This is a genomic window from Streptomyces sp. NPDC002144, assembly GCF_053593695.1.
The window spans coordinates 1-24,859 of the sequence record NZ_JBSFDB010000062.1 but is presented as its reverse complement, the minus strand read 5'-3'; the positions used below and the strand labels follow the sequence as shown (position 1 = coordinate 24,859).

15 protein-coding genes and 8 pseudogenes are annotated in these 24,859 nt (G+C 66.5%); 13 read left to right on the top strand and 10 right to left on the bottom strand.

Annotated elements, in window-relative coordinates; translation table 11 throughout:
* Window positions 1-79 precede the first annotated feature (79 nt).
* Together ACWCQ1_RS45295 and ACWCQ1_RS45290 are read left to right on the top strand one after the other, a co-directional pair.
* Window positions 80-1,549 carry an MFS transporter gene (locus ACWCQ1_RS45295; RefSeq protein ID WP_451029253.1) on the top strand — a complete coding sequence of 490 codons (1,470 nt, stop codon included), beginning with the start codon at window positions 80-82 and terminating at the stop codon, window positions 1,547-1,549.
* Between the two features lie 35 nt (window positions 1,550-1,584).
* Window positions 1,585-1,854 (top strand): annotated as a pseudogene (locus ACWCQ1_RS45290) (ATP-binding protein); the annotation flags it as partial.
* A 43-nt stretch (window positions 1,855-1,897) separates the two neighbouring features.
* Here ACWCQ1_RS45290 and ACWCQ1_RS45285 read toward each other — a convergent pair.
* From ACWCQ1_RS45285 to ACWCQ1_RS45275, 3 genes are all read right to left on the bottom strand, one after another.
* A complete protein-coding gene (locus tag ACWCQ1_RS45285) occupies window positions 1,898-2,869 on the bottom strand; it encodes a tyrosine-type recombinase/integrase (RefSeq protein ID WP_451029252.1) in 972 nt (323 codons plus the stop codon).
* A 663-nt stretch (window positions 2,870-3,532) separates the two neighbouring features.
* On the bottom strand, window positions 3,533-3,847 hold the full coding sequence (locus tag ACWCQ1_RS45280; protein WP_328541437.1) for a helix-turn-helix domain-containing protein: 315 nt from the start codon (window positions 3,845-3,847) through the stop codon (window positions 3,533-3,535).
* Window positions 3,844-4,908: a tyrosine-type recombinase/integrase gene (locus ACWCQ1_RS45275; RefSeq protein WP_451029251.1), complete on the bottom strand. Its 1,065-nt coding sequence runs from the start codon at window positions 4,906-4,908 to the stop codon at window positions 3,844-3,846. Before ACWCQ1_RS45275 ends, ACWCQ1_RS45280 begins: the two co-directional genes overlap by 4 nt.
* A gap of 145 nt (window positions 4,909-5,053) precedes the next feature.
* Between ACWCQ1_RS45275 and ACWCQ1_RS45270 the strand changes: the two are divergent.
* The 6 genes and pseudogenes from ACWCQ1_RS45270 to ACWCQ1_RS45245 form a co-directional block, all read left to right on the top strand.
* Window positions 5,054-5,203 (top strand): annotated as a pseudogene (locus tag ACWCQ1_RS45270) (ATP-binding protein); the annotation flags it as partial.
* Between the two features lie 56 nt (window positions 5,204-5,259).
* Window positions 5,260-6,273, top strand: a pseudogene (locus tag ACWCQ1_RS45265) (ISL3 family transposase); the annotation flags it as partial.
* A gap of 1,032 nt (window positions 6,274-7,305) precedes the next feature.
* Window positions 7,306-7,521, top strand: coding sequence for a hypothetical protein (locus tag ACWCQ1_RS45260; protein WP_451029250.1), 216 nt, complete (start codon window positions 7,306-7,308; stop codon window positions 7,519-7,521).
* Window positions 7,522-8,212: 691 nt separating this feature from the next.
* A protein-coding gene (locus ACWCQ1_RS45255) for an IS5 family transposase (protein WP_451029249.1) occupies window positions 8,213-9,087 on the top strand; the annotation gives its coding sequence in 2 pieces (ribosomal slippage) (window positions 8,213-8,602 and window positions 8,605-9,087; 873 coding nt in all).
* A 61-nt stretch (window positions 9,088-9,148) separates the two neighbouring features.
* Window positions 9,149-9,271 carry a hypothetical protein gene (locus tag ACWCQ1_RS45250; RefSeq protein ID WP_451029248.1) on the top strand — a complete coding sequence of 41 codons (123 nt, stop codon included), beginning with the start codon at window positions 9,149-9,151 and terminating at the stop codon, window positions 9,269-9,271.
* Between the two features lie 24 nt (window positions 9,272-9,295).
* Window positions 9,296-9,558, top strand: a pseudogene (locus ACWCQ1_RS45245) (DUF6192 family protein); the annotation flags it as partial.
* A gap of 423 nt (window positions 9,559-9,981) precedes the next feature.
* Here ACWCQ1_RS45245 and ACWCQ1_RS45240 read toward each other — a convergent pair.
* Window positions 9,982-11,547, bottom strand: coding sequence for an ABC transporter substrate-binding protein (locus ACWCQ1_RS45240; RefSeq protein ID WP_451029247.1), 1,566 nt, complete (start codon window positions 11,545-11,547; stop codon window positions 9,982-9,984).
* A gap of 520 nt (window positions 11,548-12,067) precedes the next feature.
* Here ACWCQ1_RS45240 and ACWCQ1_RS45235 point away from each other — a divergent pair.
* The 3 genes and pseudogenes from ACWCQ1_RS45235 to ACWCQ1_RS45225 form a co-directional block, all read left to right on the top strand.
* Window positions 12,068-12,301 (top strand): annotated as a pseudogene (locus tag ACWCQ1_RS45235) (hypothetical protein); the annotation flags it as partial.
* Between the two features lie 122 nt (window positions 12,302-12,423).
* A pseudogene (locus tag ACWCQ1_RS45230) lies at window positions 12,424-12,510 on the top strand (helix-turn-helix domain-containing protein); the annotation flags it as partial.
* A 502-nt stretch (window positions 12,511-13,012) separates the two neighbouring features.
* Window positions 13,013-14,254, top strand: coding sequence for a 4-hydroxybenzoate 3-monooxygenase (locus ACWCQ1_RS45225; RefSeq protein WP_451029266.1), 1,242 nt, complete (start codon window positions 13,013-13,015; stop codon window positions 14,252-14,254).
* A gap of 2,705 nt (window positions 14,255-16,959) precedes the next feature.
* Here ACWCQ1_RS45225 and ACWCQ1_RS45220 read toward each other — a convergent pair.
* The 3 genes and pseudogenes from ACWCQ1_RS45220 to ACWCQ1_RS45210 form a co-directional block, all read right to left on the bottom strand.
* Window positions 16,960-17,057: pseudogene (locus ACWCQ1_RS45220) on the bottom strand (IS5/IS1182 family transposase); the annotation flags it as partial.
* Window positions 17,058-17,261: 204 nt separating this feature from the next.
* Entirely contained in the window at window positions 17,262-17,690 is a 429-nt protein-coding gene (locus tag ACWCQ1_RS45215; protein WP_451029246.1) for a hypothetical protein, read from the bottom strand.
* A 183-nt stretch (window positions 17,691-17,873) separates the two neighbouring features.
* Window positions 17,874-19,262 (bottom strand): recombinase family protein, encoded by a 1,389-nt coding sequence (locus ACWCQ1_RS45210; protein ID WP_451029245.1) that lies wholly within the window; start codon window positions 19,260-19,262, stop codon window positions 17,874-17,876.
* 311 nt (window positions 19,263-19,573) lie between these two features.
* Between ACWCQ1_RS45210 and ACWCQ1_RS45205 the strand changes: the two are divergent.
* A pseudogene (locus tag ACWCQ1_RS45205) lies at window positions 19,574-19,846 on the top strand (IS701 family transposase); the annotation flags it as partial.
* A gap of 174 nt (window positions 19,847-20,020) precedes the next feature.
* Here the strand turns inward: ACWCQ1_RS45205 and ACWCQ1_RS45200 are convergent.
* Window positions 20,021-20,656: a hypothetical protein gene (locus ACWCQ1_RS45200; protein ID WP_451029244.1), complete on the bottom strand. Its 636-nt coding sequence runs from the start codon at window positions 20,654-20,656 to the stop codon at window positions 20,021-20,023.
* A 409-nt stretch (window positions 20,657-21,065) separates the two neighbouring features.
* Between ACWCQ1_RS45200 and ACWCQ1_RS45195 the strand changes: the two genes are divergently transcribed.
* Window positions 21,066-21,860, top strand: a complete 795-nt coding sequence (locus ACWCQ1_RS45195) for an MBL fold metallo-hydrolase (protein WP_451029243.1) — start codon at window positions 21,066-21,068, stop codon at window positions 21,858-21,860.
* A gap of 218 nt (window positions 21,861-22,078) precedes the next feature.
* Here the strand turns inward: ACWCQ1_RS45195 and ACWCQ1_RS45190 are convergent, their stop codons facing one another.
* A complete protein-coding gene (locus tag ACWCQ1_RS45190; protein ID WP_451029242.1) occupies window positions 22,079-23,266 on the bottom strand; it encodes a serine hydrolase domain-containing protein in 1,188 nt (395 codons plus the stop codon).
* A 48-nt stretch (window positions 23,267-23,314) separates the two neighbouring features.
* Entirely contained in the window at window positions 23,315-24,238 is a 924-nt protein-coding gene (locus ACWCQ1_RS45185; protein WP_451029241.1) for a serine hydrolase domain-containing protein, read from the bottom strand.
* Window positions 24,239-24,859: the final 621 nt, after the last annotated feature.

The window sequence follows — 24,859 nt, the reverse complement described above, 5'->3', positions numbered from 1 at the left end:
AGTGGACAGGGTGTTCGTATTATCTGAACACCCACTCCGTTTCAATCCGGAGTCTATCGCCCCTGTTCAAGGATCCGCCATGAGCACATCTAACGCTCCCACTAACCCGCCCGGCCCGACAGCGGCGACCGGACCGTCGACCGGCCCATCGCGTCCCGTCCGCCGCTGGCTGGTGCTGGCGATCTGCTGTCTCAGCGTGGGCGTGACCGGCATCAACCTCACCATCGTCAACGTCGCGCTTCCCTCGATCAGTAGGGACCTGCACGCCTCGCTCAGCAGCCTGCAGTGGACCGTTTCCACCTACTCCCTGGTCATGGCCTGCCTGCTAATGCTGTCCGGCTCGATGGCCGACCGATTCGGCCGCAAGCGGATCTTCCACCTTGGGCTCACGCTATTCTCTCTCGGCTCCTTGCTGTGTGGCCTGGCGCCCAGCGTGGGGTGGCTGATCGCCTTCGTCAGCGTGCAGGCGGTGGGCGGCTCGATGCTCAACCCGGTCGCGATGTCGATCATCGTCAGCGTTTTCACCAACCGCGGGGAAAGGGCGCGCGCGATCGGTGTGTGGGGATCGGTGATCGGGATCACCATGGCGGCGGGTCCTGCGCTTGGTGGCCTGTTGGTCAGCGGCATCGGCTGGCGGTCGGTGTTCTGGATCAGTGTCCCGATCGGGATCACCGCCTTCGCGCTGGCGCAGAAGTTCGTCCCTGAGTCCAAGGCCACCCGGGCCCGCCGGTTCGATCCCTTCGGTCAGGCGCTGATCATCGTCTTGTTCGCCTCGATCATCGCCGCGACGATCGAGGGCCCCCGCCACGGGTGGACAGACCCCTGGATCGCCGGGCTGATCGTGCTCGCCGTCGTGGCCCTGATCGGGATTCTCATCGTCGAGCCGCGGCGATCCGAGCCGCTGATCGACCTGCGGTACTTCCGCAGCCCTCCGTTCTCCGGTGCGAACCTGATCTCGCTGATGATGACGGCCGGTCTGGGCGGGTTCCTGTTCCTCAATACCCTCTATCTCCAGGACATCCGCGGCTATAGCCCGCTGCACGCCGGTGTGATGATCATCCCAATGGCCTTGGGTCAAGCCGTCGCCGCCAATCTCTCCGGGCGGCTCGTCGCTGCCCAAAGAGACCGCTTCGCCCTCGTGCTGGGCGGCGCGCTCCTGGCCACAGGCGCCTTTCTCCTCGTTGCCCTGAGCGCACACACCGACAGGGTCTACCTGCTGGTCGCCTACGCCGTCTTCGGCCTCGGCGCGGGCATGGTCAGCCCGCCGGTCAGCCACACCGCCGTCTCCGGAATGCCGCTCGATCAGGTCGGTGTCGCGGGTGCGCTCGCGGCCAGCGCCCGCCAGTTCGGCAGCGCGATCGGCGTCGCGGTGACCGGGTCGATCGTAGCCAGCTCCAGCGCCGGGTTCGTTCACTCGAGCCGCGCCGCCTGGGTCGTCATCGGGGGCTGCGGAGTCGCCGTGCTCGCGCTCGGCCTCATCTCCACCAGCAGCTGGGCCAGGAACGCCGCCACCCGCAACGGACAGCGCCTCGTCACTCACGACCATTGACACACCCGTGGGGCTTCTCCAGCCCTGACCTGAACGCCGTCGCCCTGGCCGTCGCGGCCTGCCGGGCCGGCTACTCGATCTACTTCACCAGCCTTGACGACATGGTCCGCCACCTCAAAGCCGCCGAGGACCAGGGCTGGCTGATCAGCAAGCTCACCAGCTACCTCCGCCCCAGCGTCCTCGTGGTCGACGAGGTGGACTACCAGCCACTGGAACGGGCCGAGGCGAACCTGGTCTTCCAGGTCATCTCCAAGCGTTACGAGAAGGGCTCGATCATCCTGACCTCGAACAAGACCTTCGGCAAAGCGCACATGTTCCGACGAACCCGTGCGAGGTGCTGCCAAAGTTTCACGGGTTCGGCAGGCGCCCGTCGTCGACATGGTCGGCGAGATAGATCAGCGTTGATTCGGCCGTCATCCCGAATGCGGCGGCGACGAGTTTGGGGTCCATGGTGTTCACCAGGTCGAGGAGACGGGTGCTGCGGATCATCCGTGGCGGGAAGCCACAAGGGTCAAGAACGTGGGACAGATAGGCAGTTGAGGCCGGGCTCCGCCCGGCCTTCGTTCCTTTGGTGACCATGACGTGCGGGTTGTCGGTCCGCCAGCTTTCGCGGTGGGCCAGGCAGCGTTGCAGGACTGTCCAGGACGCCGGGTCCATCGGCACGGGACAGGGCCGTTTGCCCAGGCGGAGGCTCTGGGTGGTCTCGTCGATGTCGTCGATCTGCAGCAGGCGGGCCTCGGTGCTGGAGGCGCCATGCAGCAGAGCGAGCATGCCGACCAGGGCCTCGTGGGGGTGCACGGTCTCGTCCGTGGTCCAGCGCCGGAAGAGGCCGCGCTGCTGGTCGAGGGTGAGCGTCACACCGCGGAACCCCCGGGCTTCGTCCCCGGTCAGTCCGCGTGTCGGGTCGACCAGCACCAGGTGCTGGGCACGGGCGAAGCGGAAGAACTGCCGCAGCACGGTCAGCCGTCGCTTGCGTGCTCTGGGCAGCGTGTTCAAGAACGCCTCGATGTCGTGCACGTCGACCAACTCCCAGCCGTCCTTGGCTCGTTCGGCGATGAGGAAGTGGGCGAGGTCTCGCAGGGTGGCCAGGGCGGTTTCCAGGGTGTGGTTGCTGCGGGGCCGAGTGCCGGCCCGGCGGGCCCGCTCCTGGGCCCGCATCCGCGAGGCATCGAAGGCCGTGACGGCCTGCCGCAGAGGATCGGGGACGGCATCGAGGCGCCGTCGGCGGCGGCCTGCCGCGAGGCGTTCGCTCTGGTCGGTGGGCAGTGCCAGGCCATGACGGGTGAAGAAGTCCTCCAGAGCGCGAGCGAAGGATCCCATCGACCGGCCCGGTCTGCGGGATCGCTCCAGCAGGGCCTGCGGCGAATTGGAGTGCTCGTCCCGCAGGAGCCGGCCGAGCTCGGTGACGAATCCGCAGGCCCGCGAGACGCAGTGCCGCCTTGCGACGTGCGCTACGAAGTCATCGAGCCACCAAGGCGGTTCTGCGAGTTGTTCTCGCAGGTGATCGCCGCGGATGAACGGTCGGGCGGGATGCTTCTGCCAGCACGTCGAGCACAGGCCGAGTCCGGCATGGCGTCGGAGTTGCCCGCACTCGCGGCAGACCCGCGGCGGCTTCTTCGCTGGCGGGGGCCGTGAGCACGACCCGCACCAGCCGGTCGACTCGCGCAGATAGCCGGGCCGGCTGCAGCGCGGACACGTCTGCTGGGCGGCCAGTCGCCGGGCTCTGTTCCGGCAATCCCGGCAAAGTCGGCTGTCCGCCGCCCGCACCGGGTGACCGCACTCTTCACAGATACGCGAGCACAGGACGCACCGGCCGGTGTCCTGCTGCAGCACTCTCTCGAGGCCGCAGGACGGACATGTCGATCGTGCGGCCTCTTCCTTCATACGACGCCAACACCGGCAGCAGTGCTCGCGGTCGAGGAACCCGACCGGGGCGCCACAAGTGACGCAGTCCCGCTGCTTCTTCCCCACGTCGGCCGCCTGTCACATGGGTGGCATCGACCGACCGCGCGCGGAGGCAGCTCGCGGCAGTTCGGCGACCGGACGGGGCGGGACGACGGGCCGTTCGACCGGCGTGGTGTCGACCTCGATCAAGTCGTTGGGAGTGCACTCCAGTGCGGTGCACAACGCGGCCAGGGTGGTCATCTTCACCTGGGAGGGCTCCTTGGTGAACAGCGCGGACACCGACGCCGAGGACAGCTCCAGGCCGGCCTTCTCGGCCAGCAGACGTCGCAGTTCGGTGCCGGTCCAGACCTCGCGCTGTGCGGCGGCCATCCGCAGGCGCCATTGGATCTTCATTCCGTTGACTCCTTCCCGGTCAGTTCGGCGAGTGTGCTGGCCACCGCCCGCTGATAGGCGTCCTCGATGAAGGTGGCCGACGGCCGGACATATCTCATGGTCGAGCTGACGGTCCAGTGACCGAGCAATTGCTGGATGGCCACCAGGTCAACACCGCGTTCGTAGTTGTGGGTCGCGCACGCTCGACGCAGGGCATGCGGGCTGAACCACTCGGCTGCAGGTCGGCCTTCGAGTTGCATGAGATAGCGCAGCCGGTTGCGGATCGTCCCGCGATGGAGACTGCCGCCGGACTCGTCCGCGAACAGCACCGGTGAATCAGGGAACTTGGGCCGCACGTCCTCCAGGAACCAGCGCAGGACCAGGTCGAGGCCGTCGAGCATGGGCACCCAGCGCGGTCTGGGCCCGGAAGTGTGGGCGCCTTTGCCGAAGCGGACGTGGAGCTTGCCGAACGGCCCCCGGGTGAAGTGCAGATCAGGCCGCTCCAGCAAGGAAGCCTCTTCCGAGCGAAGCCCGGCGTGATACAGCGTCCGAAACATCGCATAGTCCCGGGCGGCGGGGCCGTACTTCCGCGCGGTCGCGATCCGCTGCTTCATGAAGTCGAAGAACTCGCCGACCCGTTCCGGGGTCGGCGGCGGCACCAGGGCCGGTGAGTCGTCACCGACATGCCGCGAGGCGTTGAACTCGTCGATGGGGCAGACCAGTCGGACACCGAAGGCGGCCTCGATCTCGGCAGCCTTGCGGGCCTGGAGGAACCGGTGGAAGCCCTTGAAGATCTGCACGTACTCGCGCCGGGTCGATGTCTTGCGGCCCTGGACGGCGAGGTCGCCGACGACCCGGTCGATGTCCTCCGGGGTCACCTCCCATGCGGGCCGCCCCAGGGCCTTGAGCGTTCGCTCCAGCAGGCCGATGTCGTTGTCGATGGTCACCGGGCTGAACCCGCGGGCCCGCCACGAGGCGACGAACGCGTCGATGCACATCGTCTGGAACTGCCAGGGGTCCGTACTCAACGGCTCCTGCGGAACCGCCCCTCCGGCTATGACCTGCAGTCTCGTCCCGGCCACCGGCACACCTTCCTCGCGCCTGAACGGTCAAGGCGGCACCTGGAGAATCCGAGTCCCACCACGAGAACCAACGAGAACAGGAGGAGATGGATACGGGCCGGTGGCAGCACAGATCCCCGGGAACGAACAAGTGCCAGCCCCAGATGAATGGGGCCAGGTCTTCGGCGACGAGGTCCTGGCCACCGCGATCCTCGACCGCCTCCTGCACTACTGCGAAGTCGTCTCGATCAACGGGAACAGCTACCGGCTCAAGAACCGCCTCCAGGCCATCGAGCGGGACTCCGACGTGGCCTGAGCAGTGGTGCACATAACTTCGTACTCAGTGGCGCACTCAGACGAGTACCTGGTCACTTGGTGACGATCCGTCGCTACTGGTGCACCGGCTGCGGTCATGTGTGGCGCCAAGGCACCACGAAGGCTGCAGAGCCGCGAGCGAAGCTGTCGCGTCGCGGACTGCGGTGGGCACTCGAGGCGATCGTGTGCCAACACCTCACCGTGGCCCGGGTCGCCGAGAGGCTCGGCGTCGCGTGGAACACCGCCAACGACGCCGTGCTGGCCGAAGGCAAGCGAGTCCTGATCAACAACGAGAAGCGCTTCGACGGCGTTATCGCCATCGGCGTCGACGAGCACGTGTGGCGCCACCCCCGCCGCGGCGACAAGTACGTCACCGTCATCATCGACCTCACCGCCGTGCGCGCCGGAACCGGCCCAGCGCGCCTGCTGGACATGGTCGAAGGCCGCTCCAAGCAGGTCTTCAAGACCTGGCTAGTCAACCGGGCCCCGGCCTGGCGCGACGCCGTCGAGGTCGTCGCCATGGACGGGTTCACCGGCTTCATGACCGCTGCAGCCGAAGAGATCCCGACTGCGGCCGCGGTCATGGACCCCTGCCACGTCGTCCGCCTGGCCGGTGACGCACTCGACCGCTGCCGGCGACGCGTCCAACAGGCCATCCACGGCCACCGTGGCCGCACCGGCGACCCGCTCTAGCGATGCCGCCGGACCCTGCACACCGGCGCCAAGCTCCTCACCGACAAGCAGATCGGCCGACTCACGGCGCTGTTCGCCGACCAGCGTCACGTCGAGGTTGAAGCGACCTGGGGCATTTACCAACGCATGATCACTGCCTACCGCGAAGAGGACCGACGCCGTGGCCGCGAGCTGATGACATTGAAGAAGCGCGCCGCCGACGTGCTCGCCTACTTCGACCGGCCCGGCACCAGCAACGGGCCTACCGAGGCGATCAACGGACGACTCGAACACCTCCGCGGCAGCACACTCGGCTTCCGCAACCTCACCAACTACATCGCTAGATCACTGCTCGAGGCTGGCGGCTTGAGACCGCGACTACACCCTGGTCTGCGATGAGCCCAAAAACGGTCCACCGACTCCGTCGGCAGACCATCACGAACCTTCGAGGCTAGCTCGATTTACGGTCGTACACCAAGGTTCCTACGTTTCTTTGTGAAGTCATTTGAACCGCGGATCACCTGGCTACGTTGTGAGTCTCGGCGACACCGCACATACATCGAAGGGGAAAATCCCTAAAATGATACGGAATTTAGCAGCCCAACTAGGGCCGGAGTGCTATGCAGTAGCGATCCAAAAATGGTGCGACAATCCTTCGACGGGCGGGAATCTACCCAGCCGGGGCGACACTGTGCTTTTGGATCGTAATACGGAATGCCCAATCGGCGACCTTATGTTTCACATCTTTCGCGGTGAGGTGCATTTGGATTTTGTCACACCAAACCTGCAGCACGCATTTGACTATTACGGAATTAGGTTGAGTCTCGACGAAGATGAAGCGGTTCCCTACGTGCACGCAGACATAAATGCTAAACTGCGGCAAACTGGATGGGAGAATGAATTCATTAGAGAACTCGATGCGCGCTTTACAGAGAACCCGAATCTGGGAAGGGAATTATTCGCGGCGAATGGCAACCCTGGGTCGCCTTTTGAGGAAACACTGTCACGCCTCTCAAGTACAGGGTTGACAGCGGCAAACTGGCAGCGGCTCCCGCACCTGGGAACGGCCCTCGGTAGACATCAGATTCCCCTCAAACTAATAACAAGCGACGTGAATGGAAATTTCGACTACATTGCAATAGGAGTCGATTAATCGTTTTCATCCTAATGCTTTAAGTTGCTTAAGGTGAATCAAATTGTTTTACCTTTACGGCGGGTGAAAACCCGTGCTTGCTGTCGGAGCCGTCGGGCCGTGAGCTGGGCGAAGACGCATTCACCGGGGTGCGGCGTCGTTCGTGCGCGCGATTGAACTGCCGGTAGTGCTCGGACTGTTAGCGGTGGTGGGAGGGGGGGGCTACCGGTAGTTCGTCAGCCAGAGTCAAGGTTAGAAGCTGTTCATGATCCGGACATGACATGGTTGAGGGTTGGCGGATGTTCGAGCAGCCGCTGGCTATCTTCGGTCAGTTCGACGATGGGTGGCCCTCGCTCGGCGCCTACCTGCACCAGGTTGCCGACACCCTGGAATTCGGAGGAACCGTGAACGAGCTGACGCCTCACCTGACACCCGAAGGGGAACTGCGTTGGCTGTCCCCTGGGGAGGCATGGGCCGAAGGCCTGCTGCCGGCACCGACAACCCGGACACGCTGAGGCCCGGGAAGACCGAGCACGTGAACCGGGCTTCGCGGTTCACCCTCGGTCGTACGGTGGCGGCATGGGCAGGGATGGGGCGCCCCGGCTGCGGCTGGTCATGGTCACGGACGACGATGCGGGGCCGCGGTTGTGCCGTGGGTGCGGTGGTCCGCTGATGCCGTCGGCGAAGGCGACGGCCCTGTTTTGTTCGACTGCCTGCCGTTCGCGGCAGTGGCGACGGATGCGGCGGGCGCGGGTGAAGTCCGAGGCGGCGAAGGCCGGCGTGACGGCCAGTTGCCCGGAGTGCGGGGCGTCCTGGACGGTCGGCGTCGAACATCCTGCCTCGGCAACGTACTGCTCTCCCTGCTGTCGCAAAACGGGCCTGGCACAAGCGGCGCACGCAGCAGAGCGGGGTGTGAGGCCGCGCATCCGGCGGGCAGGGTCGCTCCGTGCGCCGGGGCCGAGCGCCCTCCGGAGGCCGGAGGTCGCCGGAGGGCGCGAAATGACGGGCTGCCCGGGTGAGTTGACGGCACGGCAGGGTGTGGATCCCGGGCCCGTGGGGGAGGTGTCCGGATGCCCAAGATGATCGGCGGCGTGACCCGGGAACGCTACGACGAACTGGTCAAGCTGGGCCGGGACTGGGCCGCCACGATGAGCGCCGCCTAGGGCGTGTTTCAGAAGTGGATCTTGATGTGTCAAGATCCACTTCATGGGGAGGCACGATCTCACGAATGCGCAGTGGGCGAAGCTGGAGCCCCTGCTTCCCGCTGGGAAGAAGTCCGGACGGCCACCGGTGCACACCAAGCGGCAGCTGATAGACGGCATTCGCTGGCGTACCCGCGCTGGTGCTCCGTGGCGGGATGTGCCCGAGCGGTACGGACCGTGGGAGACGGTGTACGGACTGTTTCGGCGTTGGCAGCGGGACGGCACCTGGCACCGCATCTTCGAGCAGCTGCAGGCCCGGGCCGACGCCGAGGGGCTGATCACCTGGGACGTTTCAGTGGACTCGACCGTCGCACGCGCCCACCAGCATGCGGCGGGTGCCCGCAAAAAGGGGATCTGCAGGTCGAGCCGCCAGGTGGTGTGTTCACCGAGCCCGACGACCACGGGCTCGGACGCTCCCGGGGCGGGCTGACGACCAAGCTCCACCTGGCGGTCGAGCAGGCCCAGAAGCCGATGTCGCTGGTGATCACGGCCGGGCAGCGCGGTGACTCCCCGCAGTTCCAGGTGGTCCTGGGCAGAATCCGGGTGCCCCGGCTCGGGCCGGGTCGCCCGCGCACCCGGCCGGAGAGGGTGCGTGCCGACAAGGCGTACGGCTCCCGCGCGAACCGCGCCTACCTGCGCAAGCGCGGCATCCGCTGCACGATCCCGGAGAAGCGCGACCAGATCGCTAACCGCAAAAAGCGCGGTTCCCACGGTGGCCGGCCGCCGAAGTTCGACGCGGCCGACTACAAAGAGCGCCACGCGGTGGAGTGCGGGATCAATCGCCTCAAGCGCCACCGTGCGGTGGCCACGAGGTACGACAAGCTCGCCGTCCGCTACGAGGCGACCGTGCTGGTCGCAGCCATCAACGAGTGGCTGTGACCAGCACTTTCGAAACACGCCCTAGTGGCGGATCGGCGACGCGGCTACGGAGATCGAGCCGATGCGCTCGTATGGGGGTGCGAACCCCTCCGGGAAGGACGACCTGTTCACGGTCAGCGAGGTCATCCGCATGTTCGCCAAGGACATCGGCCTGTCGTCCTCCACAGTCCGCGACTACCGGTAGGTCGCCTCCCGCTGGCCGAAGGAGCGCCGGCGGACAGACGTCTCGCACACGATCCACAAGATCCTGGCCAGCATCCCGGATCCTGAGGAGCGGTTCGAGGCGGTGAACAACCCCCGCCCGACCCCCGCGGCGGGGAGCCCCGCTGGACGCACGACAGCGCGAAACGTGTGGTGAGCTGGAAGGTCGACTCCCCGGAAAGCGTCCAGAAGAAGGTCGAAGCGATCCATAACCTGGCCACCGACGACGCGGTCGCGTCTGTGGTGTGGGCGCCGTGTCGCCGTCGCATGAACGGTGTGTCAGTGATGGCTGATCTTGGTTGTTGCGCAACCGCCCTGAGGATCCTGCGCAGTGGCGATGTGCTGGGTCGGCTGCGCAATCGCCGCGCGTTCCCGATCTTCTCTTGCGCAGGTCCGTCTGGCGCACTGCACAGAAGCTCTGCCACGGCCCGGCCAGCCTCGGTCTGCGCATCGGTTGCCGGACCCTGTGGCAAGGCGGCACGTGATCGCACAACGGTCACCGGTCCAGGGATCACCGCCGGACGCGATGGCCGTCGTCGGCTCCCCGTGACCCCGACCACGGACTTCGTGTCCCATCGTGACCATGGTCGAGGGCTCATGGTCGGTGGTCGGGCCGGGGTCGAATGGTTTCCTCAAGGTCAGCAACACGAGCAACACCCGGCAGGAGATGCGCCGCCGCACCGCGGGCCGGCCTCAGTTCTTGCCAAGTTCCCAGAACCGGAAGACCGTGGATGCGTCGAGGCAGTATTCGACGCCGTGGACGTCGCCACGGACGACCGCGTACTGCTTCGCTTGCCATATCGGCAGGACTGGGATCTCGCGGGCGACGATGTCCTGGATCTGGCCGAAAACCGCGTCGGCATTCCTGCGGTTGGTCTCGGTGGCGGTGAGCGGGATCAGCTTGTCGGTGAGGGTGCGGTTCTCGTAGTGGTTGCCGAGCACGTTGTCCTTGCCGAAGAACGGGGCGGTGAAGTTGTCGGCGTCGGGATAGTCCGGCACCCAGCCCTTCACGTAGACGCCGTACTTGCCCGCGGCGATGTCCGTCTCGTAGCGGTCGAACGGCACGGACTTCGCGTCGGCGTCGAACAGCCCGCTGGCGTTGAGCTGTGCGGCAATCACGCTCAGTTCCTGGTCGGTGGCGGGACCGTAGCGGACTGGGGTGGACCAGAGAGTCAGCTTCACCTTCCCGGTGATCCCGTCGGCGCGCAGTACGGCGGCCGCCTTGCCCGAGGAGAGGTTTTCGCCGTAGGTGTTGAAGAAGGAGGTGGTGTGTCCGCCGATGCCTGCCGGGACGATCGAGTACAACGGGATGGCGGTATCCTGATAAACCTTGTTGACCAGGGCGTTCCGGTCGAGCACGTAGGCGATGGCCTTACGGACGGCCAATTTTCCGGCCACCGGGTCGCGGAGGTTGAAGACCAGGTGCTGGACCTCGGCGCTGCTGCCCGCGACGACGTCGATGTCCTTGCGGCCGTGCCGGAGGCCGAGGTCGGCGATATCGCGGGCGGTCAGGCCGCGGTAGGCGACGTCCACCTTGCCGCCGAGCACGGCGCTTTTCAGAGCGTTCTGGTCGCCGTGGAAGAACCTCAGGGTGATGCCGGAGTTCTTTACCCTGGCGGTGCCCCTGTACCGGCTGTTGATCGAGAAGACAGCCTCGTTCTTGTCGAGGTGTTCCAGGGTGTAGGGGCCGGAGCCCACAGCGCGGCCATCGGTGCGCAGTTCCTTTTTGTGGTACTGCCGATGGTCCACGATGGAGCCGGCGCCGGAGGCGATCTTGCTGGGGAAGGCGGCGTCGGGGACCTTCAGCCGGAAGACGACGGTCCTGTCGTCGGGTGTCTCGACGCGGTCCAGGGTGCCGAACATGACCGCCGGTCCGGCGTCGTCGTCAATCATCACGGTGCGGTCGAAGGAGAACTTGACGTCCTCGGCGGTGAGAGAGTCCCCGTTGCTGAACTTTAGGCCCTTCTTGAGGGTGCAGCGGTAGATCCGGGCGTGGCCGTCGGTGAAGCCGCATGCCTCGGCGGCCTCTGGCTGCGGCACCGTGCCGCCGCTGGGAAAGCTGAGAAGGGTCTGGAAGACGTTGTCGAACAGCAGCCACGAGCCGGGGTCATAGCCGGAGGCCGGGTCCGTGGCCAGCACGTCATCGGACATCCCGACTACGAGCCGCGGCGGGCCGCCGAACACGGAACACCCTGTCAGCAGAGCGAAGGCCAGCGCCACGGGAGCGAGCAGGGTCGGCCACTGGGTACGCATGTTCACCGCATGTGCCTCGTCTTTGGTTCTCGATATCTACTGATCCACGTGCTTTGGCATCGGTGGATACAGTGCCGTATGGAAAAAGCCCCGATGCTGCGAGGGTTTCGCATGTTCAGAGATTGCGACGGAACAAAAAGAAAGGGTGCCGTGGCGTCACCACGAGTGCGCGCCGAAAACCCCTCGCACAATTCGGTCGGGAGGACTCTACAGTGCGGTTGCGGCATACGACGGCCATGGTGGGTTCGCTGTCCCGAAAGGAGAGCAGGTCTGCACTTAAGTCCACTCGTATGCGGCCTTGTCACCCGCGCCGCACCGGACAAGGACCGGCTCGCAGTCGCCGGGGATCCCGTGCGGCCGATGTCGACAGGTTCGGTGGCGAAGCGGAAGGTCGCCGCCTTCACCGGCCCGTTGTAGTGCAGCATCTCCTCCACGCCCGTCGGGCAACGTCATGTCCTTGTGCAGAGCGGCGAGTTGCTCTGGGTAGGGCAGCAGCGCGAGCACACCGCCCGAGATCAGGTTGGCTGTGGTCGCGTGGCTGGCGACCTGCAGCAGCGCGATCCCAGCCGACCTCTCTCACCCGACCGCCGCACGCGAGCTTCACCAGGCGGTCGCTGATTGGGGCGTCCACGTCACGAGCCTCATCAACAATGCCGGGATCGGCTCGTTCGCCCTGTTCCCCGGCGCGAATCCCGGACAGCTCGCCACCGGAATCGCCGTAGACGTTATGGCGCCGGTGCACCTGACTGCAGAGTTCCTGCCCGAGATGGTGAATGCCGGCAACGGCTTCATCATCAACCTCGCCAGTGTCTCTGCGGACGCACTGTCTGCCTGCACACTGATAGGCCAGGGAATTGGACTTAACGGGGGGTACGGAGTTTCGTGGTTCTCGCACAGACCCGGAACTTCACGTCGGCGGCGCGCGAGTTGCGCATCTCGCCCGCGGGCCTGACCAAACGTATCCACGTGCTGGAGCGGCAGCCGACCGCCCAGGTCCCGGACGCCGCCACCTGCCTGATCACCGCCGGTGAGGGAGTCCCGACGTCCGCAATACGCGACGTGGCTCCTCACCCCGGCCGCCACTTGGTGCTGACCCGTTGCCCGCGCCGGGGTACATACGCGCTTGAACATGGGAGCGGTTTTGCGTCAGGTGAACGTCTTCAAGCCAGTCACTGGTGAAGATCGAACCCTGTTGAGTTGCGATCCCGTAGTGACAGGTGGATGGGGTTTGCGTGGCGAGAGCCGTCCACAATCGGGCTGCAGACCGTCGACACCGCTCTGCGTGGCACACCCAATGTGGGATGCGCCAGATCGATCCCAGCGGGCCCACGGCAATCTTGCCCCTGCCCACCGAGCGGGAGTCGATTAGACCGCGATGGGTGCTGACCTCATACCGGTTCAACAATTCGAACGTCCGATACCCAGCTGTGTTGACACTGGAGGTGGTCAAGTAGTGGAAGAGCGTGCGAGGTTGCGGGAGTCGCCGGACTCCGCGACCGTCGTGGTCATTGGTGCGGGCCCAGCTGGACTGACCGTCGCCAACTTGCTGCGGCGCAGCGGCATCGACTGTGTCATCTTGGAACGCCGGACCCGCGAGCACGTGGCGCAGCGGCAGCGGGCCGGCATCGTCGAAGCCCGCGCCGTCCGGATGTTCGACTCCTGGGGGCTGGCCGACCAAGTCGTCGGAGGCGTCCCGTCCAGCGGCCTCCTGGAGTTCCGGGTGGACGGCGTGAGCCACCTGGTGTCCAGTGACGACGGCTCCGAAGGTCCCCCGGCCAGTCTCTGTCCCCAGCAGGTGCTGGTCCAGAATCTCACCGCCGTGTACCTCGCCGAAGGCGGTGACCTGCGCTTCGAGGCCGCGGATATCTCCCTGCACGACCTGGCCGACGACCGCCCCACCGTCCGCTACCGCTCCGCCGATGGCACGCTGCGTGCCATCACTTGCGCCTTCGTCGCCGGCTGCGACGGTGAGCATGGAATCAGCCGTGCCACCGTCCCTGACGGCGTCCTCACCGCCCACACCTTAGATCACGGCATCGGCTGGCTCACGATCCTCGCCGACGCGCCGCCCCCGGCCTGCCCTCTTTTCGCCGTCAGCCCGCATGGCTTCGCTGCCCACTTCGCCCGCGGCCCGCACACCAGCCGCTACTACCTTCAGTGCCCGCCCGACGACCACCCCGACGCCTGGCCCGAGCATCGCATCTGGGAGGCGTTGCGCACCCGGCTCGCCGATCCCGCCCTCGTCCCCGGCCCGATTACCGACCGCGAGGTCTTCCGGCTCCGCAGCCTTGTCCACGATCCCATGCAGTACGGCCGCCTCTTCCTCGTCGGCGACTCCGCCCACATCGTCTCCCCTCTGGGAGGTAAGGGTATGAACCTCGCCCTCCACGACGCAGACATCTTCGTCCGCGCTGTCCGGGACTCCGTCCTCAATCACGACGACACCGGCCTGCACACCTACTCACAGCGTTGCCTCCGCCGCGTCTGGAACGATCAGGAGTTCTCCCACTGGCTGACCCGGACCCTCCACGACGCCGGCGACGACACCCGCTCAGGCCCCTTCCACCGAGGCCTGGCCCGCGCCAGGCTCGACCGCCTCTTCACCTCTGGCAACGCCGCCCGCGCCTTCGCGGAACTCATGGCGGGGCTGAGCCCTGTCCCGGACGGCGAGCCCCAGGACGGCCCGGGTCCGGGGGCCGGGACGGCGTGTTGAGGTGCCGGTCGAGAACGTCGGCGAGGGTGCGGCGGACGGCGTGCATGTAGTCGGCGGCGGCCACCATGGGTACTTTGATCACCAGGGTCTGCGGCGGGCGCGGTAGTAGTGGGGCAGAGCGTCGAGTTCCGGCGCGGCGTATGGGGTCAGACGGATGTGTGGCCAGTTCGTTCACCGGCGGACCCCCCCGGCGCAGTCCCACACATCAGCCAGAGCCGGTCACCACAAGGTCAGATTCGGCTCCGGCTCGGGGCTCCAGGCAGCCCGGGAGGTACGGCGGCAGCCACCACGTCCTCGAAGGTGTCGTATTGGCGGGCCAGAACGACCAGGAGCTGCGCTGCGATGTAGGCGTCGAACGCGGTTCGATACCGGTCGCCGGTCGGGGCCCCGCCTCGGCGGACCGGCCAGGTCCAGCCCGAGGTGCTTGATCAGGAAGTCGAGGGTGTACGCGGGGAGGTTTTTCACCGTGGCCCGGGTCAGTCGCAGCGTGTCGATCACGGAGGCGCAGGGACAGGAGGGCCGACATGGCCAGCACACTTCCGAACATGGGACTCAGCCGGAACACGACCTCCCGGAGAGCCAGCAGTTGTGGCCGTACGGCACTGGATCGCCTCCGGAAGGGGGCCGGTACCATACGTCCAAGTCGATGCGCTGATCTGCACGTTGGTCTTGCCGAACGGGTCAAGGGGAGGGGCTGAACCAGGGCTGCGGCAGCGGTGTCGATGTCGCGGGCCAGCGTCAACTCCTCCAGCGTGCGGTGGTCCTTGACGCCCTCTCCACTGGCGCGTCGCCGGCACCAGATTCCGTCGGATTACGAGGTGCCTTCGCACCGCACTGGTCTCTCCCGACGACGGCCATGGGATATCTCGCGTCCTCGACCGGTTTACTCGTCGTCGGTACAGACGGGAAAGCCTTGGTGGTCTTCCGTGCCGTTTTTTGCTCAGCTGCCCGCAGGGAACGGTGAGTCTGTGCCTAGAGTCACCGACGGTGCCAACAGTGCAGCCCTTACAAAGGGCGTTGATATGGCGTGTGTTTCGGCGCGCACCAGTACCTCCACAGGGGTTACACGCTGGAGCGAGCCGATGTCGCCCGCAGCTTCGGGCCCGTGGACGGCGGCTGGCTGATCCTCATCGTGTTGCGTGGCGTTACCCGCGCCTCGTCGGGCGGCGCACCTGAAACGGCGGGGCGTAGACGCGTGTGCCCCCCTGGATCCTGCCGCGGGAATCGCGCAGTGCCCGTTTGCGCGCAGAGCACCGAACCCAGGTCAAGTGTCGGACGGAGGCCAGAAGGAGATGCGGGAAGGTACAGGTACGTTTGCCCCCTTGAGTGCGGTTGCCCCGCCGGCGGGCGGGAGGGCCGGGGTGGAGCACTCTGCCTGTGAAAACGCTCCCTCTGGGATGCCCGCGAGACGTGGCTGGCTGAGGCATTTCCATGCTCATCGCTGAAATCCGCGACCCAGCAGCCACTCGCTCACCTGTGACCGAGGAGAACGTCACCTATCCTGTGAGCGTCGTAATTTCGCTCGGGCGACAGGAGACGGCGCCCCTGCTCCGTGCCATGCGCAGTCAGCATGTCCTGCCTCCCCTGAGTCACGCGTGGGGCTCCGAACTTGCTTATGGCGCCCTGCTGCAGCACGAGGCCGGCATTCCGCTCGCCGTCCTGGACGTGCCGAGTCGCCGCTGGAGCGAAGGCCTCGAAGAACGCGTACGCGTGCTCAGCAGAATTTCCTCCGTGCTTGTGCTCGTACCCGACCGCACAGAGCCCGCGGAACTCCTGTCGGCGGGGGCCGCCAACGTCGTTCCCCGCGATACGTCCCCCAAAGAGCTCGGCAGCAGAATCGCCGCGGAGCGCCGGTGGTTGGACATGAGGCAGCCCGCGCCGCAGCGGGCGATGGCGGATGCGTGGGAGTACGCCCTTCTCCGTCCACAACACCGCTCCCAGCAGGTCCTGTTCGACCTCCTTTGTGCTGGGTCGCGGCCGTGGTGCTGTCACGATCTGTGTCTGATGCTAGGCACGGCAGAGGGACCGATGAGTCGCAGAGCGTTGCAGGCCAGGATGGTACGGCTCGAGGAACGCCTCCTGCAGTGTGGCATATCGGTCGACTGTACGGCCCAATGGGGACGCACCACATACATGGGTCTCGTGGCAGTGGACCGTCCCGACTTTCCTGCCGGTGTTTTGCTGGCCGGAGATCAGTCGGCTAAGGGTCCAGCGTCAGCTGTACTGCCCTTCTAGCCGATGGAGAACAGAGCATGATGGAGAATACCAAATCTTATGGAGGGTGCGCTGAGAGAATCACATTTTTCATCATTTCACTTCGGCTCCGGAGTGAAAACTTCGATATTAACGAGTGGGGAGTTGCTCCTTGTAACTGCACAGGGGGTGCTTCTGTGCCCGCCCGAGGCGGCTGCCATGTGGATCGCCCTGCGAGTGCATGACGGAAACATTCGTGTCGCTGCGGATCGACTTGCGGAAGCCTGGGAAGAAAGCTCATTGATAGTGCGCGCCGAACTCGCGACTTGGACGGAAAAATGGATTATGATCGGCGCCCTGTTTCCCGAACCCTAAATCGCCGAGATCGGAAGACCGTTAATGGTACTCGGCCTATCACTTCGGTACCTCATCGACCGTTCCTATCTACGGTTGATGTCCACAGTGTTGCGCAGCACCATGGCAAATCCGTTTCAGACGTGAGCTTTTCTCCATCATCGGTCTGATTTGGTCAAATGGGGGTGAGAACCGTTTGGACGAGGTCCGCGATCCGGGTGCTCGAGCAGCGGAGCGCGCGAAGGAGTCGCCATGTTGTTGAAGGAGGCGACGGGCCCATTCGAACAGGTGATGTCTGTCTGATCTTCGTCTTGGGCCGGGGCGGGCGGTTCGGTGTCGGTCCAGCGGAGTCGGGTGTACCAGCCGGGCGGGCGGGTGCGTCGCTCGCGGAGTTCGGCGAGTTCGGTGGGTCCGGCGTGGAGGATCCACCGGTGAGGGCGCCGGGATTCCTTGCGGGCGGTCACCCAGCCGCGGTAGATCCACGAGTAGAGGGTGACTGCGGGTATGTCGAGTTCGGCGGCGAGGTCGTCCAGCCACCACTCATCGCGGCCGGGTTCTTCCCCGGTCGGCGGGGCCAGCCGGGGGCGGGCGGCGGCAGGCAGCCGAGTTCGCGCAGGCTCTCCTTGACCGCGGTGGCACTGATCCGGTCCCCGCGTCCGCGGGCCGGGCGAAAGCCTTCTGCGTGCAGGCGCCGGGCGATCGCCTCGGCGCGGTGTTCCTGGCCGGCCAGCTCACGGACCCGCTCCTTGATCTGCGGGTAGTAGCTGAGCTGTTGCAGGAGGGCGACGGGGCGGGTGGTCTCGCCCGTGGTGGTCTGGCCGCCAGCCCAGGTGATGGTGACGGTGACGCGTTCGCTGATGCCCAGCACGGTGACGGTGACCTGCTCCACGAGCGCACGGATGATCTCCTTGCGGTCGGCGGCGGTGGTCGTCGCAGCACGCCATAAACCTTCGATGTCGCCGGCCGGTGCGGTGATGGCCCGCTGCTCGGCGGCCGTGAGGGTGCGCGGGCGGGTCCGGGTGAAGCGGTCGTAATCCTCCTGCAGGGTCTGCTGGGCGGCCAGGGCCTGCTCTCAGTCCTTCTCCAACTGCCGTACGACCAGGCTTTCAGGCTCGGCGAGACGGTAACAACGCCGGGCCCGGTCGACGCTGATCGCGGCCCGTTCCAGCCGCTGGGACCAGATCTTCACCAGCTCGGCCCGTTCGGCCAGGACCTGCTCGGTGGCGCGTAAGGAGGCCTCAAGCGCGGCCGGGGCCAGAGCCGCGAGCACATGCGCGGTGACGAAGGCGTCCACGCAGGCCCCGTTCAGGGCCTGACAGCGCTCCCCGGCCCCGTAATCGGTCATCTGCCGGGCGCACACATAGTCGGGGCGGGCGCTGCCCGAGTGCTGGTGGTAGCGCACGGTCATGCGCTTGCCGCAGCGGCCGCATCGCACCAGCCCAGTCAGCAGCGCTGGGCCGCTGCGGACCGTGCCGGGGGTCTCGGCCCGGGCGGCGTTGACCGCGAGCCGGGCCAGGTTGGCCCGGTACTGCTCGATGGTGAGGTAGGCAGGCAGCGCGTCGGGGATGAACACCAGCCACTCGTCCTCACCACGCACCACCCTGCCGGTGGACGGGCGCCCCGGCTGCTGCCGGCGGTGCTCAATGCGGCGGCGCCCGTAGGCGTAGATCCCGGCATAGACCGGACTGTGCAGCAGGCACTGCAGCGTCATCCGGTTCGGCCGCCGCCACTCCAGATCGCCCTTGTCCGGGCCCTGGCGCAACCGGACGGGCAGCTCGATCCCGTGCTCGACCAGCCAGCGCAGCACCGCGTGCAGGGTGCCGAGCTCGGCGAACTTCGTGAACACCAGCCGCACCACGGTCTGTGCCTGCTCGTCAGGGTCAAGGACCGTCTCGCCGGACGGCCGGCGCACGTAGCCGATCGGCAGCGGCACGGCCAGCTCTCCGCGGCGGGCCTTGTTCACCCGCCCGGCCTGCATCCGCTGTCTGATCAGATAGAGTTCGGCCTCGGCCATCGTCCCCTTCAGCCCCAACAGCAACCGGTCATTGTGCTCGGCCGGGTCGTAGACCCCGTCGGTGTCCGCCAGCAGTGCACCGGACAGGGCGCACAACTCGATGAGCTGATACCAGTCCTTTCCCGATCGTGCCAGGCGGGACATCTCGATGCCCAGTACCAGGCCGACATGGTCCAGCCCGATCTCGGTGACCAGGCGCTGAAACCCCGAGCGTCCGACCGTACTGGCCCCGGAACGGCCCAGATCCTCGTCGATCACCACCACCCGTGAGGCGGGCCAGCCCAGCGCAGCGGCCCGGTCCACCAGCGCGTACTGCAGCCGGGTCGATTGCTGGTGATCCGCGACCTGTTGCATGCTGGACTGCCGCACGTAGACGACCGCGAGCCTGGTCAGCTGCCGGTCGGTCACCTTGCTCCCCGACCGTTCCCGCGGCAGCAGCGCCGTCATGACCGGCCCGCCTCATCGCTCACCGGCGCTCCCGCTGCCGCCTCCGCAAGAGCCCGGCCCGCCAGCACCGCCAGCCATCGCACCGCCAGCAGCCGGTTCACCTCCGGCAGCCCCGCCCACACCTCCTCGCCCAGGCCCTGACGGGTCAGGCTCTGGGGCAGCAGCCCCCTGCGTCGTCCACGACGACTCGCTCTCCTCTTCACCCTGCCGAGCCCGCAGCCGCTCGACTACCGAGACCAGCCGCAAGAGGCCCTCACGCCCGATAACCGGCACTTCAGCTACCTGATACCCATTCATAGGTGCAGTGTGCTTGGCAGATTGAGGAAGCCTTCCAGGCAGCGAAGAACGAATGCGGCCTCGACCAGTACGAAGTCCGCCACTACACCGGCTGGATGCGGCACATCACCCTGGCCATGCTGGCGCATGCCTTCCTGTCCGTCATGGCCGCCGATGCCGCGGCAAAGGGGGCAGCAGAAACGGTTCCTGCCTCGCACCCCTCACTGTGGCAGAAGTTCGGCGACTCCTGGCAACTGGCCACTCATCCCGCGCCGTTCACCAGCCCTAAATCAGCGCACGCACACTGAGATGGTCACACTGGCGCAGACGACGCCAAGCCGTCGCCCGCCGCTGCCACTATCAGCGTCGGCTGCACACGATCGAGGGGCGGCCCGGGAAAAAGAACACGGGCCGGCAACCAGCTCACTACACTCACCCAAGCCGCCCCTGACCAGGGAAAACAGCGAAGTGCTGCTGTAGTACTAAGCGGGGTCTTGGGGGACGTCCGAGGGGCGGAAGCTGAGTTCCTCGCGCGGCCACCTGTTGTCTTGCTGGAACGACTCCTCGTCGTAGCCGGCGAGGGTGTCGCGGAGCTGGCGGAGATTGCCTTGCTCGAAGTACAGGGCCCGCAGGGTGTATTGCGACACGGCCATGGTGTATCGACGGTCCTGGTGTGGGATCAGCCCCATCTCCGCGGCCCGGCGGTGGCCCCAGAGCACATCGCGGATGTCCTCGTCCACCCGCCGCAGGCGGGCGTCGACGAGTGCGAGCAGCCTCGGCAGCGGCACACCGCGGCCCAGGAAGATGCGGAGGAGTGTGGGGTCCTTGACCGTCACGGCAGCATCGGCCCCTTCGGCGACCCACTGCCGCAGGGTGTGCTCGCCCGCGGGGGTGATGCGGAAGACCTGGGCGTGGCGGGAGCCGCCGAGCGACACCTCGCTGTCCTGGACCAGGCCCAGGGCGAGCAGACGCCGTAGCTCGCGGCGGATGTGGCTGACGGCGGGTGCCGAATAAAAGAAGCGCAGGGCGAAGGCCGTCCGTTGCTTGATCTCGCCGGCCGAGAGCATTTCACCGTTGATGGACAGGACCCCGAGGACGGCGTACGCGGTAGCGGACAAGTCATCGGCGGCCCCGCTCGCGCAGTCCCTTGCGGTTGGTTCGCCATCCGTCCCTGCCTGGGACCCGTCACCGTTCTCCTTCACGCGAGGAAGTGTAGGCGGCGATCGTCCGCGCGGGGCGTCACTACGCTATTGAGCTATTAGTCTCATGTTATTGAGCACCTCTCCCGGGTCTCCCTCGCCTCCTTGCGCCCACTATGTGCCAAAAGCCGCCAAAAAGGATGCGCTTGTGCAGTCACCGTCGGTGCCATGCAGGGGACGTGCACCCCAATCGATGAAACTATTAGTCTGATGGAAGATGACCGATAGCGAGGAGGAAGAGGAATTGAAGAGTCTGGACATCATGGACAGGCTGCGCCAGCCGGCGCGCATCCGTTCACTGCGAGTGGGGGACCTCCGAGTGAGCTATGTGCCCGACGGCGCGGTGAAGATGGTCCCGCGCAGCCTCTACCCGGCGACATCGGACGAGACGTGGGCGGAGAACGGCCAGTACTTGGACTCGTCCGGCTGGTTGACGATCAGCGCCGGTGGTCTGCTGATCGAACACGGTGAGCGTGCCATGCTTGTCGACGCCGGTTACGGTCCGTTCGCTGAACCGGTTTCCATGATGGAGCACGGCATGGCGACCATGTACGGGGGTTCGCTCCTGGACAGCCTTTACGAGCTCGGTCGTAGCCCGCAAGACATCGAGGCAGTTGCGATCACCCACCTCCACATGGAGCACTTGGGCTGGGCGGCCCACCCGGGGCCGGACATGCCGGGCCCTGCCTTTGGGCATGCGGCGTACCTCGTCTCGCAGAGGGAATGGGACGACCGACACACGACGTTCGGAGTGACCGAGGAGATCGCCGACGCCCTCGCGGCACGGCTGCGCATCGTGACGGACGGGGACGAGGTTTTCCCGGGGGTGCGCGCCATCGCGTTACCCGGCCACACGGCCGGGCAGATGGGATACGAGGTGACGTCCCGCGGTCAGCGGCTGCTTGCGTTCGCCGACGTCCTGCACTCTCCGGCGCAGGTGGCCCACCCGGACTGGGTGATCGTGGGGGAGGCCGCGGACGGCGAGTCGTCCAAGCTCCGGCGCCGGGTGCTCGGTCGGCTAGCCGACGAGGGGATGATGGGGTTCGGTATCCACTTCGCCGACGTCCCGTTCGGCCGGGTCCGGCGCGTTGATGGTGCCTTCACCTGGGAACCCCTGGCTTAGTATTCCAGTCTGGTTTCGCGATCTTGTGGCCGTACCTGGCCGGGAACGGGTACGGCCACCGCGTGATCATCGGTTGGTGTGTGGACAAACGAAGATCGTGCGGTGGCCGCGGCCATAGCGTAGACCCTGCGTACGCGGCGGGGTCGGTGAGCATCCGAGCGAGGTAGGCGGTGGCGTCCGCGCCTTGCCAGGGCGGCCCAGATCAGGACGAGCGACGCTCAGCTGCAGAGCGCAGTGTCGAGGGCTTCCTCGATGTGTTCCGCGGCGGGGAGCGTCGTCGGAAGCGCGGTGACCGCGATGGTGGCCGCCCGGCCGTCCGCCGTTACAGCGTTGCGTGTGGTAAAGCCCGGGGCGTTGCCGCCGTGAGTCCAGGCGAAGCCGCCGCAGCTCAACTTGAAGGTGGCGAGGCCGAGACCGTACCGGCCGTCGCCGACCGTGTCGAGGTCGGGGGCTTCGACGGTGGTCTGCATCTCCTTGAGCTGCGCGGGCTTCAACAGCTTGCCGTCGAGGAGCGCGCTGAGGAAGCGGTTGAGGTCACTGGGGGTGCCGACCAGCTGGCCCGCGGCCCAGCTCGCGGAGGGGTCGTTCTCAGTGACGTCCGTGTACGGGGTGTTCGGCGCGGACGCGAAGTAGCCGTGCGGGTGCCGGCCCTTGATCGTCTGGTCGCCGACGCCCGGCCAGTAGGTGTGCCGCAGGCCGATGCGCTCGATGATCCGGTGGGTGATCTCCTCGCCGATCGGCCGGCCGGTGACCTTCTGCACGAGCAGGCCGGCAAGTATGTAGTTGGTGTTGCTGTAGCTCCAGCTGGTGCCCGGGGCGAAGAGGGCCTTCTTGGTCAGGGCCAGGTCGAGCACCTCGCGCGGCTCGAAGTAGTGGTGCTGCTGCTTGGTGAGGTAATCCCGGAAGACTTCCTCGTCGTAGTCGGGCAGTCCGCTGGTGTGCTGGAGCAGCTGCCGTACAGTGATGTTCCGGCCGTCGATCCCCTCACCACGGACCAGGCCCGGCAGGTACGTGTCGATCGGCGCGTCGAGGTCGACCTTGCCCTCCCCGACCAGTTGCAGGACAACGGTCGCGGTGAACATCTTGGTGTTGCTGGCGATCCGCAGCCGACCGTCGACCGGCACCTCGGCTCCTGTCTTCAGGTCGCTCACGCCGGCCGTGTAGTTGCGGGTGTGCCCGTTCTGGTCACTCAGTGAGGCCAGCGCGCCGGGGAAGCCGTCCTTGGCCACCAGTGCCTTCAGACTCTTGCGCACGGCGGCGTCGGTGCGGCCACCCTGTGCGTCCTGCGTCTGCTGTCTCACGGAGGCGTCGGCACGGCTCTCCAGCGCGCTCGCACCGGGCACGGTCAGCGCAAGAGCGGCGACGACACCACTCAGTGCGAGCAGCGAGTTACGACGATGGGACATGGAATTCCCCTTGCGAGTGGCGGAGGTGGTGGGTGGGGGATGTTCGGGTCACCGCGCACACAGTGCGGTGTCGAGAGCAGCGTTGACGTGTTCCGCAGACTCCGGACTGGAGGGAAGGGTTGTCACGGCGACCGTGGCCGCCTGGCCGTCCGCGGTGGCGCCGTTGCGGTTCTCGTAGCCGTCGAAGTCGCCGCCGTGGCCCCAGGCCACGCCGCCGCAACTCAGCTTCATCTCGACGAGGCCGAGCCCGTAGCGCCAGCCGTCGGGGAGTCCCTTGGTTGCAACCGAGGTCTGCATCTGCTTCAGCTGCTCGGGCTTCAGCAGCTTGCCGTCCTGCAGGGCAGTGAGGACACGATTTACATCGCTTGGGCGTGAGATGAGCTGCCCGGCGGCCCCGCCCCAGGAGGGGTCCACCTCGGTGGCGTCGACGAGCGGCCCGCCGCGGACATCGGACGCGTAGCCGTGTGGATGGGCTTCGCGGATGGTCTGGTTGCCGGCGTCCGGCCAGTAGGTGTGCCGCAGGCCGACGTGGTCGATGATCCGGTGAGTGATCTCCTCACCGATCGGACGGCCGGCGACCCTCTGCACGATGAGTCCTGCGACGGTGTAGCCGGTGTTGCTGTATTCCCAGCCGTCGCCAGGCGCGAACGACGCCTTCTCCTTCAGAGCCATCTCGAGCAGGTCGTCAGGCTCCACGTAGGTGTGCCGCCACTCGGCGAACTTCGGCATGGTTTCGGTGTAGTTGGGCAGTCCGCTGGTGTGCTGGAGTAGCTGCCGTACGGTGATGTTCCGGCCGTCGCCGCCGGGTCCGCGGATAACGCCCGGAAGGTATGTGTCGACCTTCGCGTCGAGGTTGATCCTTCCCTCGCCGACGAGCTGCAGGACGACGATCGCCGTGTACATCTTGGTGGAGCTGGCGATCCGCACCTGCCCGTCGACTGGGACCTTGGAACCGGTCTTCCGGTCGCCCACTCCGGCAGTGTAGTTGCGGATGTGACCGTCTGGTCCTGCACCGAGGCCAGCGCGGCGGGAAAGCCATCGTCATTTACAAGAGCGTTCAGGCTCTTCTGCACCGCACCACCCGACTTGGTGGGGGTCTGGTCGGCGTTCGCAGTGGTGATGCCCATCGCTGTGAGCCCGAGTGCCACGAGCGTCGATGCCGCCAGGACCGACCGCCGACGATTACGGGGCCTTGAAGTACGAGTGTGCGACACGGGACAACTCCCTGCTGGACGATTCCCAATTCCTGGATTCCAGCCTGTCCCGACGGGTAGCAGGCATCGATCCCGCGCGCTGCCCAGCGGTGGTAGTGCAGGCACTACCACCGCTGCCGGCCGCTTTTCCGCAGGGATGCGTTCCCGGAGCCATCGAGTTCCGGGTGCCTCACATCGTCCGGCTCCGGGCGCGGTCCGTCTCCGGGCGTCACCCCGGCGTGATCGTCCGCGAGGTTAATGAGCGTTTTCAGCGTCGTCGACAGGCGAGCGGGCGGCGGCGGTGCGGCCGGGTGTGGAAGCGGGCCACTTCATCTTCGGTGAGGCCGAGGTGGCCGAGCAGGCGCCGCTGGTCTGGGTGGAGTTGGGGGTAGTGGGTGAT

What these genes read in the sequence shown, in the direction of transcription:
- ACWCQ1_RS45295 (WP_451029253.1), top strand. Translation starts at nt 80, where the DNA reads ATGAGCACATCTAACGCTCCCACTAACCCGCCCGGCCCGACAGCGGCG.
- ACWCQ1_RS45285 (WP_451029252.1), bottom strand. Translation starts at nt 2,869, where the DNA reads ATGGGATCCTTCGCTCGCGCTCTGGAGGACTTCTTCACCCGTCATGGC.
- ACWCQ1_RS45280 (WP_328541437.1), bottom strand. Translation starts at nt 3,847, where the DNA reads ATGAAGATCCAATGGCGCCTGCGGATGGCCGCCGCACAGCGCGAGGTC.
- ACWCQ1_RS45260 (WP_451029250.1), top strand. Translation starts at nt 7,306, where the DNA reads ATGTTCGAGCAGCCGCTGGCTATCTTCGGTCAGTTCGACGATGGGTGG.
- ACWCQ1_RS45250 (WP_451029248.1), top strand. Translation starts at nt 9,149, where the DNA reads ATGCGCTCGTATGGGGGTGCGAACCCCTCCGGGAAGGACGACCTGTTC.
- ACWCQ1_RS45210 (WP_451029245.1), bottom strand. Translation starts at nt 19,262, where the DNA reads ATGACGGCGCTGCTGCCGCGGGAACGGTCGGGGAGCAAGGTGACCGAC.
- ACWCQ1_RS45190 (WP_451029242.1), bottom strand. Translation starts at nt 23,266, where the DNA reads ATGTCCCATCGTCGTAACTCGCTGCTCGCACTGAGTGGTGTCGTCGCC.